Origin of the sequence: Phocaeicola plebeius DSM 17135 (genome assembly GCF_000187895.1) — a bacterium.
Taxonomy (GTDB): Bacteria; Bacteroidota; Bacteroidia; order Bacteroidales; family Bacteroidaceae; genus Phocaeicola; species Phocaeicola plebeius.
This window is the reverse complement of sequence record NZ_DS990130.1, coordinates 301,421-314,891: the sequence shown is the minus strand read 5'-3', so window position 1 is coordinate 314,891 and position 13,471 is coordinate 301,421. Positions and strand designations below refer to the sequence as shown.

Here is a 13,471-nt window from a genome sequence, read left to right as displayed (position 1 = left end):
TTCCGGTCTGGCTTTTTTGTTTCAGGCTTGTGCCTCATTATCTTCTTCCAAGATTTTCTTTATCTCCGCATCAGCCTTGTACAGCTTGTTCTTGCAGAACTTTATCAGCTTCTGGGCTTCCTGCAAGTATTCGCCCAACTGGTCGATATCCAGTTCATTGCTTTCAATGCGAGACACTATTTCCTCCAGGCGTTTCATCGCCTCTGAATAGGTTTCCTTCTTTGCTGCCATATCACTTATTTATTACTTTACTCCTAAATTTACCTTTTGCCAGACGGGTCTCCACTTCATCTCCCGGCTTCAGTTGAGAAGCATCCGTCACCACCTTTCCATCCAGCAGAGTAAGGCTGTATCCTTTTTTCAATAACTTCTCCGGAGAAGCCGAATCTACCCGCTGTGCCAGCAGTTCCAGCCGGTGTGTCTCACGCTGTACACGGTTCTGCAAAGCAGAAAGCAAGCGAGGCATCAATTGCAAACGGTAGTTTTCTTGCAACAAGCGCGACTGCCAGGCTGTTTTCATCCGGTTTTGAAATTTCTCCTGACGGAAGTTTTCCCGCTGCAACCGCATCTGTACCTGTCCCGGAATCCGGGTTATAAACGAATCCAGCCGTTGTTTTTCCTGTTGCAGTAAACGAGGCACCTCCTGATAGATAACCTCCTCGTATGTTTCCAGCTCCTGTGCCGTCTGTCTTACATGATTAATCAGAAACTCAGCCGCAGCTGTCGGAGTCTTGACACGTGTATGTGAAATCATATCCAACACCGTATCGTCTCGTTCATGACCGATTCCGGTAATAATAGGAAGCGGGAACTGTGCGCAGTTTGCCGCCAAATCGTAGGTATCAAAACCTGAAAGGTCGGAAGTGGCTCCTCCTCCCCGGATAATCACCACCACATCCCAGTTATCGCGTGTCGAATTAATACGGTCGAGTGCCTGAATGATGGACTGTTCTACCTGCTCTCCCTGCATAATGGCCTGAAAAAGCCGAGGATAAAATACAAAGCCGAAGGAATTATGCAACAACTGATTACAGAAATCGCCATACCCGGCAGCCGTAGCCGATGAAATGACCGCAATACGCTGCGTCAGTACGGGAAGCTCCAGTTCCTTATTCAATGTCAGGATTCCCTCCTCATCCAACTGCCGGAGAATTTCCTTACGACGACGTACCATATCGCCCAAGGTATAGGTGGGGTCAATATTGACTACCGTCAGCGAGTAGCCATACAGCTCGTGAAAATCGACCGTGACTTTTACCAGTACCTTCAAGCCTGAAACGAAGGCCTGCCCCGTTTCCCGTTCAAAATAACTCCGCAAACGGGTAAAAACATTTGCCCATATAATTCCTCGTGCCTTGGCCAGGAGCGCATTGCCGGTAGCATCTTTCTGTACAAACTCCAGATAGCAATGTCCGGAATAATTTACGCGTACATCGCTTAATTCAGCCTGCACCCAATATTCATCCGGCAGGCAGGAGGTGATGCTCCGTCTGACCAAGGAGTTCAGTTCGAGTAAGGAAAGAGGCTTATTTTCCATCAGTATCCGCTTTCAGTTTCATGGCCAGCTGGTAGGCTTTCCACATATCCGTCACTCCATATCCGTATATATTATCGGGATAAGCATTACGGTCGCTGGCTTCATGCACTACCTGAATAAGCTGACGCACCGTAAGCCAAGGACATGCCTGCCACAAACAAGCCACCAGTCCGCAGAAAATAGGCGACGCAAAAGAAGTACCATTGGCAAAAGCGGTACCTCCATCCACTCCTATCACTGCCGAGTGTACTCCCATTGCCATGACATCGGGTTTGATACGCCCGTCCGCCGTATTACCGATGGAAGAAAAAGCGGCATTCACTCCCATATTATCGATGGCACCTATGGTCAATATATCTTCCGCATCGGCCGGAGGAGTGATTTTTTTCCATTCATCCATACCGGAATTTCCGGCACTGCAAACTACCAAAAGCCCTTTCTTTGCTGCATACGAAGCAGAAGCGGCCATCAAAGAAGTATGCCCGTCCAACTGACGATACGTATAATTATCAATCGGGTCGTCAAATGAATAATATCCTAAGGAGGTATTAATAATATCCACTCCTACACTGTCGGCAAATTCCACCGCTGCAGCCCAGTTATCCTCTTCCACCGGCTGTTCCGTATCATTATCTTCACTTCTTAACAGCCAGTAGCTTGCTTCGGGAGCTGTTCCCACCATGACATGAGGCGTATTTACAGCCATACACGACAAGACTTTCATGCCGTGATTATGCTCCCCATAAATATCTGAAGAAGGATTGACAAAATCATGTGTGCCTAAAATCGTCGTATTTTTGAAGATTTTCATGGCATCCACATTATAAAAGCCAGCATCAATGACTGCAATCTGCATCCCTTTGCCTTTAAAGCCGGCCAAATGCAGGCTGTCTCCATGGTGAATCTTGATTTGTTCAGCCCCCATTCCATAGTAATCATCCTGCTTTTTCCACTGATTCTTCACCTGCTCCTTTCTGTCTTTGTTGCGGGGCATAATGGAATCTGGAGATACCCATACTTTTTTGATGGAGCGGACAAATGAATTATCCAGGAAGCGCAAGGCAACGGCCTCATCGGGTACTTGCATCAGCACGGTATTGTTCCATTTGCTGGATGAGATGTATTTTCCTCCCTGCGACTCCAGGCGCTCAATATAGGCACGGCAAACAGGCAAGTCGGTAGAATCGACGGCTACCCCCTGACTGGCACGACGGGCAAGCGCCCTTTCTGACAAAAAAGTTTCAGGATGTTCCAAAGAATGTACAGACTTTGACTTATCAGTCAATTGCACTCTGTATTTATATAAACTCTCTGCCGAGACACTACTTCCGCAGAGCAAAAAGAGAAGAGCTAATCCTATTCTATTCACTTTCATCCACATAGCTTTTATTTTGGAGCGCAAAGATACACAAAGTTTTCCCTGAATGCGGAAAAAAGTTTACCTTTGCACGATTTTTTAGAAAATCTAAAGATTTCTGGATAACAATTAATAAGGTAAATAATTATGTCGCAAAAAGGAACAGCCACAGAACTTGGCACTGAACGAATTGGAAAACTATTGATGCAATATGCCATTCCGGCCATTATTGCCATGACTGCTTCTTCGCTTTACAACATGGTAGACAGTATTTTTATCGGACACGGAGTAGGTCCCTTGGCCATATCGGGACTGGCCATCACCTTTCCGCTGATGAACTTGGCCGCTGCTTTCGGTTCGCTGGTGGGAGTCGGTGCCTCTACCCTTATCTCTGTTAAACTAGGTCAGAAGGATTATACTACCGCCCAGCAGATTTTAGGAAACGTCGTATCATTAAACCTGATTATCGGGGTGCTGTTTACCATTGTCTGCCTCTTGTTTCTAGACCCCATCCTATATTTCTTCGGCGCCAGTGAGGCTACACTGCCCTATGCCAAGGATTACATGGTAACCATTTTATTAGGAAATGTAATCACCCACATGTATTTAGGACTCAACTCTGTGTTGCGTTCTGCCGGACATCCTCAAAAGGCCATGGCCGCCACCATACTGACCGTTATCGTCAACACTTTGCTGGACCCCTTGTTCATCTACACCTTCCACATGGGAATAAAAGGAGCAGCCGTGGCAACTGTCCTGGCTCAGGTGATTTCACTCTGCTGGCTTATCCGAATTTTCTGCAACAAGAATGAACTGCTTCACTTCCGGAGAGGGATTTATCGCCTAAAAAGAATACTGGTAGAAAATATCATCGGTATCGGGCTGGCTCCGTTTTTCATGAACCTGGCCTCCTGTTTTATCGTCATTCTGATAAACAAAGGGTTAAAACTATACGACGGAGATTTGGCCATCGGTGCGTTTGGAATCGTCAACCGCATCGTATTTTTATTTGTCATGATTGTGATGGGGCTCAACCAAGGAATGCAACCCATTGCCGGATACAACTTTGGTGCACAGAATTATCACCGTGTAAACCAGGTAATGAAATATACCGTCATTGCTGCTACCATCGTTACCACCAGTGGCTTCTTAGTGGGCGAACTGATGCCGGAGCTGGCCGTAGCCGCCTTCACCACCGATTCACAGCTCATCCAGCTAAGCGCCAAAGGTCTAAGGGTAGTGGTCATGTTCTTCCCTATCATCGGCTTCCAGATGGTTACTTCAAACTTTTTCCAAAGTATCGGAATGGCCAAGAAAGCCATCATACTTTCTTTAAGCCGTCAGGTACTGATTCTGATTCCCTGCCTGCTTATCCTTCCACTTTTCTGGGGAGTAGACGGAGTGTGGTACAGTATGCCGATTTCTGACATAACCGCCAGCATCATTGCCGGAAGCATGCTCTACAGTCAGTTCCAGAAATTCAAACGACACGCTGCCGAAACTGGAATCGAAATAAAATAAAAGACAAAAAAGTGACATTTTTCCGCAGAAAGAATTATATTTGTTGTGTATCAACTAAAGAGTTACACTATGGACGGACACTATGTTATCAATCTCGGACGCCAGCTGGGCAGCGGCGGAAAAGAAATAGGTGAAAAATTAGCGAATGACTTAGGCATTGCCTTTTACGATAAAGAGCTTATCAACTTAGCTTCTGAAGAGAGCGGACTTTGCAAGGAATTTTTCGAAAAAGCCGATGAAAAAGCTTCTCAAACTATTTTAGGAGGATTATTCGGAACCCGCTTCCCGTTTATTACAGAAGGAGCTTATCCGTACAACTCTTATCTCAGCAACGATTCTCTGTTCAAAATTCAGAGTGATGTCATCCGCCATCTGGCAGAAAAACAATCGTGTCTTTTCGTGGGAAGATGTGCCGACTACATTTTGCGCGACCATCCCAGATGTGCCAACATTTTCGTGTCAGCTTCACCGGAAGCCCGCATTGAACGACTGATGAAACTGCACCACATCAGTGCGGAAGATGCAGAAGACTTAATGGAAAAAGCAGATAAGAAACGTTCGTCTTACTACAACTACTATAGTTACAAGACATGGGGATCCGCTGCTACCTATCATCTATGCATCGATTCTTCTGTATTAGGTATTGATGGTACCGTGGAATTCATCAAGAATTTTGTCAAATTAAAACTTAAACTATAGAAGATATTCAGTAAACATTATATAGATTAGTTTGTTATATAATTCATTTTGTGACTGATTCTGAAGTTGTGTAATCCACAAGCAATAAGAATCACCATATTTTCGAAACTGAATTTATGGCATCTAAATTGTTCTTTGACAATACGGCCTTTTTTCATACCACCTATGGCATGCTCCACTTTAATTCTGATTTCAAAAATCTTTTTATCATGGACATGACTTTCGTATATATAACTCAACCATACAGCTCTGAAATTACTGGTACACAATAGGTTGTATCAGCTTGTATGCTCTTAGTAACAGCACACGTAAGATTAGTGATTGGATTAGAAGAGAACCTTGGTAATCGTATATCGGTAGATACAATCAGTACCATTACAGACCGTGTACTTCCGGAAATAAAGGCATGGAAATCACGTATGCTTGAGAAAGGTTTTACTGAAGCAATCCAAAGTGTTTATCCCAATACGTCTGCTTTGTTTTGTACATCAAATTCGTAATTCCATCAAATATAATCAAAAGGAATTTCTGAAGGATTTGAAATGCGTTTATCAGGCTGTAAATAAAGAAGCGGCAGAATATGAACTTCTTAAGTTGGAAGAAAAATGGGGCGAACAGTATCCTATCGTTATTTGTTCCTGGCAGAATAATTGGGATAAGCTACCCGAATACTTCCAGTACACTCCAGTCATCCGTAAAGTCATATATACACAAATACTGTTGAAGGGTAGCACCATCAAATCCGTAAAACAACAAGAAACAAGGGCGTGTTCCCGTCGGATACAGCTCTTGAGGAACCGGTTTATCTTGCATACCGCAATATACGGAAAAAGTGGAGTATACCCTTTGCCAATTAGGCTACAATCTCACAGCAACTGACCATAAAGTTTAGAGAACGATTTAAATTATTGTAATTTTATGCGCGTCGGGACGGGTAGTCTCGCCCCGACACATTGGACGTTCCCCAGACAATGAGTTTTTTAATGGAAAATAATGCGTGACACAGTTATCTTTACACTACCCTCCTTCTACTATGGTATAATATTTAACATATCCACTTTGGAGCCACCTCACAGAATGAAGACAGCCTCTCTTTCATAATAAACCCTTAGTAGTTATTCTTTTTCATCTTCTGCATCATACCAGCCATCTTGCTGCCAGTTACCATCTTCATCATCTTACGAGTCTGGTCGAACTGCTTCAGAAGACGGTTTACTTCCTGAATACTTGTTCCACTACCCTTTGCGATACGTGTACGGCGTGTTCCGTTCAGAATTTCCGGATGAGTACGTTCTTCTGGAGTCATAGAATAAATAATGGCTTCAATGCTCTTGAACGCATTGTCGTCGATATCAATGTCCTTAATGGCTTTTCCTACACCCGGAATCATGGAAGCCAATTCCTTCAGGTTACCCATCTTCTTAATCTGGTGAATCTGAGTCAGGAAGTCATTGAAGTCGAACTGGTTTTTCTGAATCTTCTTCTGCAAACGTTTCGCTTCTTCCTCATCGTACTGTTCCTGCGCACGTTCTACCAGTGACACGATATCACCCATACCCAAGATACGGTCGGCCATACGAGCCGGGTGGAACTGATCTACGGCATCCAGTTTCTCCCCGGTACCCACGAACATAATCGGCTTGTTGACTACCGTACGGATAGACAGGGCCGCACCACCACGGGTATCACCATCCAACTTAGTCAATACTACACCGGTGAAATCCAAGCGTTCATTAAACTCACGAGCTGTATTTACCGCATCCTGTCCGGTCATGGCATCTACCACGAACAGCGTAGCATCCGGATTGATAGCTTTCTTGATAGCTTCAATCTCGTTCATCATCTGTTCATCAATAGCCAGACGTCCGGCAGTATCAACAATTACCAAGTCATACCCTTTTGCTTTTGCTTCCTGAATGGCATTCAAGGCAATCTGTACAGGATCTTTGCTGTCCAGTTCACTATATACAGGAACTTCTATCTGCTGGCCGAGCACTTTCAACTGCTCAATTGCAGCCGGACGATATACGTCACACGCTACCAGCAAAGGTTTACGGTTCTTCTTTGACTTCATCATACGGGCCAGCTTACCAGAGAAGGTAGTCTTACCTGAACCCTGCAAACCTGACATCAAGATAACAGCCGGACGACCTTTCAATTCAATTTCGGCAGTATCCCCACCCATCAAGGTAGTCAGCTCATCGTGTACAATCTTCACCATCAACTGACTGGGCTTGACAGCTGTCAATACATTCTGTCCCAATGCCTTTTCCTTTACCGTATCTGTAAAGTTCTTGGCTACTTTATAATTCACGTCCGCATCCAGCAATGCACGACGTACATCCTTCAAGGTTTCGGCCACATTGATTTCGGTGATTTTACCTTCACCTTTCAATATCTTAAACGACCGTTCTAGTCTTTCACTTAAATTATCGAACATATATGTTGCTTTTTTATTTATTATCAAAAATTTCCAACGTGCAAAATTACAAAAAAATCAGTATGCTCAAATCTTTTTGTTCTGCCATTTTGCTTTTTTCAGATAAATGAGACTGGAACCTAACATCAATACGTAATAAATTACTTCCGTAGTGAAACATACGTCCACTGGAGCCTGGATGACCATGCCCACTACAATGATATAAAGTGCATAAAAAACTTGTACAAAAATTTCCAATACCAGCGCCGCCTGTGTATTGCCTGTTCCAGATATGCCATTGAAGTACACATTGGCCAGTGAAGCAATCAACATGGCCCCACATACCACGTACAATGCCGACACAGATTCTACCAGCAAGGCTTCTTCATTTGTATAGACCGACAAGATACTTCCGGGAAACGCCACGCACAAGCCTACGCACACTACCATAATCAAGAACGACATCCGGGATATTTTATGCAATAAGGTGACTACCCCAGATGAACCACCGGCACCTATCAGATTGCTCACCAGCGTATTGGCTGTAGTGGAAAGTGCCTGCACGGGAATCAGCAGTACTACATATACACTTCGCACGATATTAGCCACCGCCAGCTGCCGCTGTCCGAGTCGTTCAAGGGCCATAAAGAAGACAAACCAGATGGCCATGGCCAGAAAATACTGTACCATCGTAAAACAAGATATGCGAAGGATACGCAGCACCATACTTAAATCAAACTGTCCAAAACGATTCAGTCCATATTTTTTCAGGTCTACTTTATAATAGGTATAAAGCAAAAAGAAGAGCAACGAAGAAGCTTCGGCTATGACAGACGCCAAGGCGGCACCACGCACCCCCATTTCCGGTAAACCTAACTCTCCGAATACCAAAGCGTAATCAAGTACCACATTCACCAAAGCCATCACCACCGCATTCATGGTCAGCACTTTGGTACGCGTAATGCCGATATAAAGTCCACGAAACATCACGTTTACAAAAGCAAAAAGGAACCCCCAGATACGCCAGGTAAAAAATTCATACGTAGCCCCGTAAATAGAATCAGAAGTAATCAGTAACCGAATCAACGGAGCGGCAGAAAAATACATCAGTATCAGCAGACAAACCGCCATCCCGAAACTGAAAGCCGTTCCCTGCCACATGATAGGGCCCACCGCCCGATAGTTTCCTTCTCCATTGCGACGGGCTATCAGAATCTGCGAACCGACACTAAAACCAAAAGCAATAGTATAAACACAAATGTAGAGCAATCCGCCCATGGCAGCTGCCCCCAAAGCGACTTCACCCACACGTCCTAAGAAGGCCGTATCGGTCACATTTATCACATTTTGCGCCAATAAGCCCAGAAAAATAGGATAAGTAACACGCCAAATTTCCTTATTGGTGTACATATTTCAAAATAATAAAAATGATTGGGAATTGCATACTTTTGCAAAGATACACTTTTAAAACCAGAACTACACAAAAAGCACTTAAATACCTTCCCTACCACTTAGTTTCAAATAAAACAATTTCAAATAGAATAATTTTTACTCATTTCGTTGGTTTGTGTGCAATTTAACACTATTTTTGCAGCCGATTTTTAACAAACAACCTAGAAACGAATGAAAAAACTTCTATTCATCAGTGCAGCGACACTGTGTATCTCTTTCCCGACTTTCGCGGGAGATTATCTGACCAACACCAATCAAAATGCCGCATTCCTCCGAATGATAGCGCGAGGAGCTTCTATTGATATAGATGGCGTGTACAGTAACCCCGCAGGACTTTCTTTCCTTTCGCACGAGGGATTCTACCTGTCACTGACCGGACAAAGTGCCTACCAGACCCGTGAAATTGACGCTACTTTCCCACTCTTTCAGCAAGCTGACGGAACCAACGGCAGCCGACTGTACAAAGGAACGGCCTCTGCCCCTTTCATTCCAAGCTTTCAAGGACTATATAAAAAGGACAATTGGGTAATCTCTGCCAGCTTTGCCATTACCGGTGGTGGAGGAAAAGCCTCATTCAGCAACGGTCTTCCAATGTTCGATGCATTAGCTATGGGAATGATTCACCAACAAACTGGCGGACAAGTAACTCCCCAGATGTATGACATTAATACTTCTATGGATGGAAAACAATACATTTACGGAGTACAGTTGGGATTGAGCTACAAAATCAATGACTGGCTGAGTGTGTTTGCCGGCGGCCGAATGAACTACGTAAAAAGTGGTTATGAAGGTTACCTGAAAGCCTACATGAAAGAGAATTTAGGCGGAGCTCAGTTAGCAAACCTAGAACTGGACTGTGACCAAAGCGGATGGGGACTGACTCCCATCATTGGTGTAGATGCCAAACTAGGACGCTGGAACTTGGCTGCCAAATATGAATTCAAGACAAACCTGAACATTGAGAACCAGACTCACACGCTGGAAGTGCCTACAGGTACTCCAGAAGCAGTCATAAAACCTTATGCAGACGGAGAACAAACTCCCAGCGATATTCCCGCTTACCTGAGCGTAGCTGCCGGATACGAAATTTTGCCTAATCTTCGTGCTTCTGTAGAATATCATTTCTACGATGACAAACATGCAGGTATGCTGAACGACCGACAGAAAACCCTCAAGCACGGTACTCACGAATACCTTGCCGGTATGGAATGGGACATTACCAAACGACTGACCGTCAGTGGTGGTTTCCAAAAGACGAACTATGGTTTGAGCGATGATTTCCAAACCGACACCAGTTTCTCATGCGACTCTTATTCATTGGGATTTGGTGCCAGAGTCAACCTTACACAGGCATGGAGTATTGATGTAGCCTATTTCTGGACACATTACAACAAATACACCAAAGAAACAGATAACTACAATGGTACAGGTCTGAAAGGAACCGACATTTACAACCGCACGAACAAAGTATTCGGATTAAGTCTGAACTATAAATTCTAATTACCCCCCTCTTCTGGCTTCTCCTTTGCACAAAAAAGAAGAGAAGCCAGAAGTTAACCTTAAAAAAACTTTACTTTCCCCTTCTTATTAGAAAGAAAACAGATAGTTTTTGTTATTTTTGTCAAGTAAAACCTTGTACTAATTCTCAAAAATTAAACTATGAACAAAAAACTATCATGGCTACTGCTTTCCACTTTATTGGGAGGAGCCGTACTAACCGGATGTTCGGAAGAAAATCCAAAACCGACAAACGGAGAAGGTGATCAGAATCCCACATTGAAGAACCCCACAGAACTCTATTATGCCAACATGTTCGGCAAGGAGGCTATGAGTACCTACTATTACTGGAATAAGGAAATCAGTAGTGACCTGGACAACTGGAACATCGAGACCAACAATGACCCAATCGGCACCGTTGACCGGATAAGGTACCACCAAGGGGATAAATACATTGACAAATGGTCCATGCTCACCGATGACATGGCTTCCTTCAACAGCAGTGTGGAAGGTGTTTCTACTACATTTGGATGGAATCTGACCTTTTACTTGGTAGAAAAAGAAACGAATCAATATGTAGCAGTAGTAAACTTCGTTCATGAAGGGACTCCTGCCGCAAAAGCAGGATTTAAACGAGGAAACATTATCCTTTCTATAAACGATGAAAAAATTACCCCCGACAACTATACGGATTTATACTACAAACCTACCTTAAAGGTTTCCCTCGGAGAACTGAAAGAAAATACCATCGTCAGCCAAAACAAGTCAATAGAGCTAACAGCCGTCAACATGTACGAGAATCCCATCATCTGTGACTCCGTATATGAATTCAACGGAAAGAAAGTGGGCTATCTGGCCTATACCGGCTTTGACCTGAAATCCATCAATCCACTAATTGAAATCGGAAAAAAGTTTAAAGCCGAAGGTATAGAGGAACTGGTTTTAGACCTCCGGTACAACGGAGGAGGTTATGTTATTACTGAAAATGTGTTAGCCTCCATGTTTGCTCCGCAAGAAGCTGTCAGCAGCAAGAAAGTATTCGAAAAAGAAATCTACAACAGCTATTTGAGCGAAATCTACCAGAAACAAGGAGAAAATCTGGAAACCCGTTTCACCACAGAATTCAATTATCCGGAAGTGGAAGTCAATGCAAGCACCAAAGATGCCAACATCGGATTAAAGAAAATCTATGGATTAATCGGTTCCGGATCAGCATCGGCCTCCGAAGCACTGCTTGGTGGATTAATGCCTTATACAAACGTACGACTCATCGGTACACAGACACACGGCAAGTACTGCACCGGATGGATGCTCAGCGCAGAAGATATGTATGAAAAATGTCCGCAAGAGCTGAAGAACTGGGGAATCTATGTAATGGTCAGCATTTACCAGAATGCCGATGGAAAAACTCCCTGTATGCCTGATGGGCTCATTCCGGATATCCAAATTGAGGATGACCCGATACAGGCTTATCAAATAGGAGATGTCAATGAGCCTCTTTTGAAACAGGCACTCACGGAAGCCGGACGTTCATACGAAACTGACGGCGTACGCAGCCGTAGTGCGGTTTCCCCACACTTCAAGGCACTTCCGCCTGTAAAAACACCACTTTTTGGAAAACGTATCCAGCTGATTCCATCATTCGTTGCTTCACACTCCAAATAATGGTTCAATAAAAAAGTTCGCCAGACTCCGTAAAAGAATCTGGCGAACTTTTTTATGAAATCATCTATGATTCAAACATAGTCTCATTCTTCCCATACCAGATAAGCAGACACCAGCCAATGATTCAATTCATCCTTATTTACAGGCTGGGCTTCAGGTATGCTGACAGTAAATGTGTGCTTTCCTGCTTGCAAGCCTGGAAGCTCAATTACCTCCGGCAATACATCCGACCCGGGACACCAGTTAGAACGCGATAAATCAGAAGATGCCAATGGTTCCTCTACCTCCTTGGTCTTATAACCATCTTCACTAATATAGGCCGCCAGACGTTTGATAAGCCAGACACCAGTAGCCGGATTGAAACGACGGAAAGAAGCACAGTCATCTCTCCAAGGAACAAAGCTATAAACCTCTTTTCCATCCACGGAAAGAATATTGCGCTTCTGCACAAATTCATCACCACCGGAATGGCCTCCATGACCGGTTACAATATATTTCAAACGCACATTCTTCGCGTTCTTCGGAAGCAGAAAATCAGTAGAAACAGATTTACGGGCAAAAATGTCCGGATAAGACTGACCGATATAATATACCGTATTCATCAGAGGTTCCACATGACGACGGACAAGCTTTTCACATGTAACCGGAGTCTCCTTGATTTTCAGTTCCATGCTAGCTACATAACCTTCTTTTGTCCATGTGTCAATAAAGATACCGACATACACTTCACCTTTAAGGGCCGAATATAAATCGGTAATGTCCTGCTCCCATTGTACACATTTCTCCCACTTAGGAATATAAACCGGACGACGCTTGCTGGACAAAGAATCATCATCTTCACTGAAATGCCCTACCCCGAAAGGTGTCATGAAACGCATCAGCTCTATTGTAGGCAAATAGTCCTTTCCCGGTACAATTCCAATCATATTTTCCAGTTTCAAACTGTCTATTTCCGGAAATTTTCTCTTTCCCTGTGCAATACTCAGCAAATTCACAGCCGAATTCTTGGGAAGCACAAAACAAGAACCGGACTTATCCCAACGGTCACCATTAGAGGCTACGGTCAGCTTCAAGCTGACTGTCACATCCCGCTGGTAATCGGGAATCTGAATCTTCTTCAAAATAATACGACCGTTCACCAGGTGAATAACTCCATCCGCACCCGCTGTAGAATACCCTGCATAGGTATCTGGTACAAAATGAATATTCTCCTTGTCAAATACCGTCAAATTCAAATCTCCTTTTGCAGGAAGTTCCTTATGTCCTGCCGCACATACGTTCAACGCCACGAATAAGGAAACAAACATACTAACTATCTTCATAT

10 protein-coding genes and 1 pseudogene are annotated in these 13,471 nt (G+C 43.9%); 5 read left to right on the top strand and 6 right to left on the bottom strand.

Annotation, left to right across the window (positions count from 1 at the left end):
* Nucleotides 1-21 precede the first annotated feature (21 nt).
* The 3 genes from xseB to BACPLE_RS09535 are packed head-to-tail and all read right to left on the bottom strand — an operon-like array spanning nucleotide 22 to nucleotide 2,918.
* On the bottom strand, nucleotides 22-231 hold the full coding sequence (xseB, locus tag BACPLE_RS09545; protein ID WP_007561272.1) for an exodeoxyribonuclease VII small subunit: 210 nt from the start codon (nucleotides 229-231) through the stop codon (nucleotides 22-24).
* A 1-nt stretch (nucleotide 232) separates the two neighbouring features.
* Nucleotides 233-1,537: an exodeoxyribonuclease VII large subunit gene (xseA, locus tag BACPLE_RS09540; RefSeq protein WP_007561270.1), complete on the bottom strand. Its 1,305-nt coding sequence runs from the start codon at nucleotides 1,535-1,537 to the stop codon at nucleotides 233-235.
* The gene (locus BACPLE_RS09535) at nucleotides 1,527-2,918 is read right to left on the bottom strand and encodes a S8 family peptidase (protein ID WP_007561268.1); all 1,392 of its coding nucleotides are present in this window, start codon (nucleotides 2,916-2,918) and stop codon (nucleotides 1,527-1,529) included. Before BACPLE_RS09535 ends, xseA begins: the two co-directional genes overlap by 11 nt.
* A gap of 123 nt (nucleotides 2,919-3,041) precedes the next feature.
* Here BACPLE_RS09535 and BACPLE_RS09530 point away from each other — a divergent pair, with 123 nt between their 5' ends.
* The 3 genes and pseudogenes from BACPLE_RS09530 to BACPLE_RS18865 all read left to right on the top strand — a co-directional run.
* Nucleotides 3,042-4,415 carry an MATE family efflux transporter gene (locus tag BACPLE_RS09530; RefSeq protein ID WP_007561266.1) on the top strand — a complete coding sequence of 458 codons (1,374 nt, stop codon included), beginning with the start codon at nucleotides 3,042-3,044 and terminating at the stop codon, nucleotides 4,413-4,415.
* 69 nt (nucleotides 4,416-4,484) lie between these two features.
* On the top strand, nucleotides 4,485-5,114 hold the full coding sequence (locus BACPLE_RS09525) for a cytidylate kinase-like family protein (RefSeq protein WP_007561264.1): 630 nt from the start codon (nucleotides 4,485-4,487) through the stop codon (nucleotides 5,112-5,114).
* Between the two features lie 277 nt (nucleotides 5,115-5,391).
* Nucleotides 5,392-5,971: pseudogene (locus tag BACPLE_RS18865) on the top strand (transposase); the annotation flags it as partial.
* Nucleotides 5,972-6,222: 251 nt separating this feature from the next.
* Here BACPLE_RS18865 and ffh read toward each other — a convergent pair.
* Both ffh and BACPLE_RS09505 read right to left on the bottom strand, forming a co-directional pair.
* Nucleotides 6,223-7,554 (bottom strand): signal recognition particle protein, encoded by a 1,332-nt coding sequence (gene ffh, locus BACPLE_RS09510; protein ID WP_007561258.1) that lies wholly within the window; start codon nucleotides 7,552-7,554, stop codon nucleotides 6,223-6,225.
* A 66-nt stretch (nucleotides 7,555-7,620) separates the two neighbouring features.
* Nucleotides 7,621-8,943 (bottom strand): MATE family efflux transporter, encoded by a 1,323-nt coding sequence (locus BACPLE_RS09505; RefSeq protein WP_007561256.1) that lies wholly within the window; start codon nucleotides 8,941-8,943, stop codon nucleotides 7,621-7,623.
* Nucleotides 8,944-9,156: 213 nt separating this feature from the next.
* Between BACPLE_RS09505 and BACPLE_RS09500 the strand changes: the two genes are divergently transcribed.
* Both BACPLE_RS09500 and BACPLE_RS09495 read left to right on the top strand, forming a co-directional pair.
* Entirely contained in the window at nucleotides 9,157-10,485 is a 1,329-nt protein-coding gene (locus BACPLE_RS09500) for an OmpP1/FadL family transporter (RefSeq protein ID WP_007561255.1), read from the top strand.
* 159 nt (nucleotides 10,486-10,644) lie between these two features.
* Complete coding sequence (locus tag BACPLE_RS09495; RefSeq protein ID WP_007561253.1) at nucleotides 10,645-12,147, top strand: S41 family peptidase; 1,503 nt, start codon at nucleotides 10,645-10,647, stop codon at nucleotides 12,145-12,147.
* Between the two features lie 83 nt (nucleotides 12,148-12,230).
* Here BACPLE_RS09495 and BACPLE_RS09490 read toward each other — a convergent pair whose 3' ends face one another.
* Nucleotides 12,231-13,469, bottom strand: coding sequence for a PNGase F N-terminal domain-containing protein (locus BACPLE_RS09490; RefSeq protein WP_007561251.1), 1,239 nt, complete (start codon nucleotides 13,467-13,469; stop codon nucleotides 12,231-12,233).
* Nucleotides 13,470-13,471: the final 2 nt, after the last annotated feature.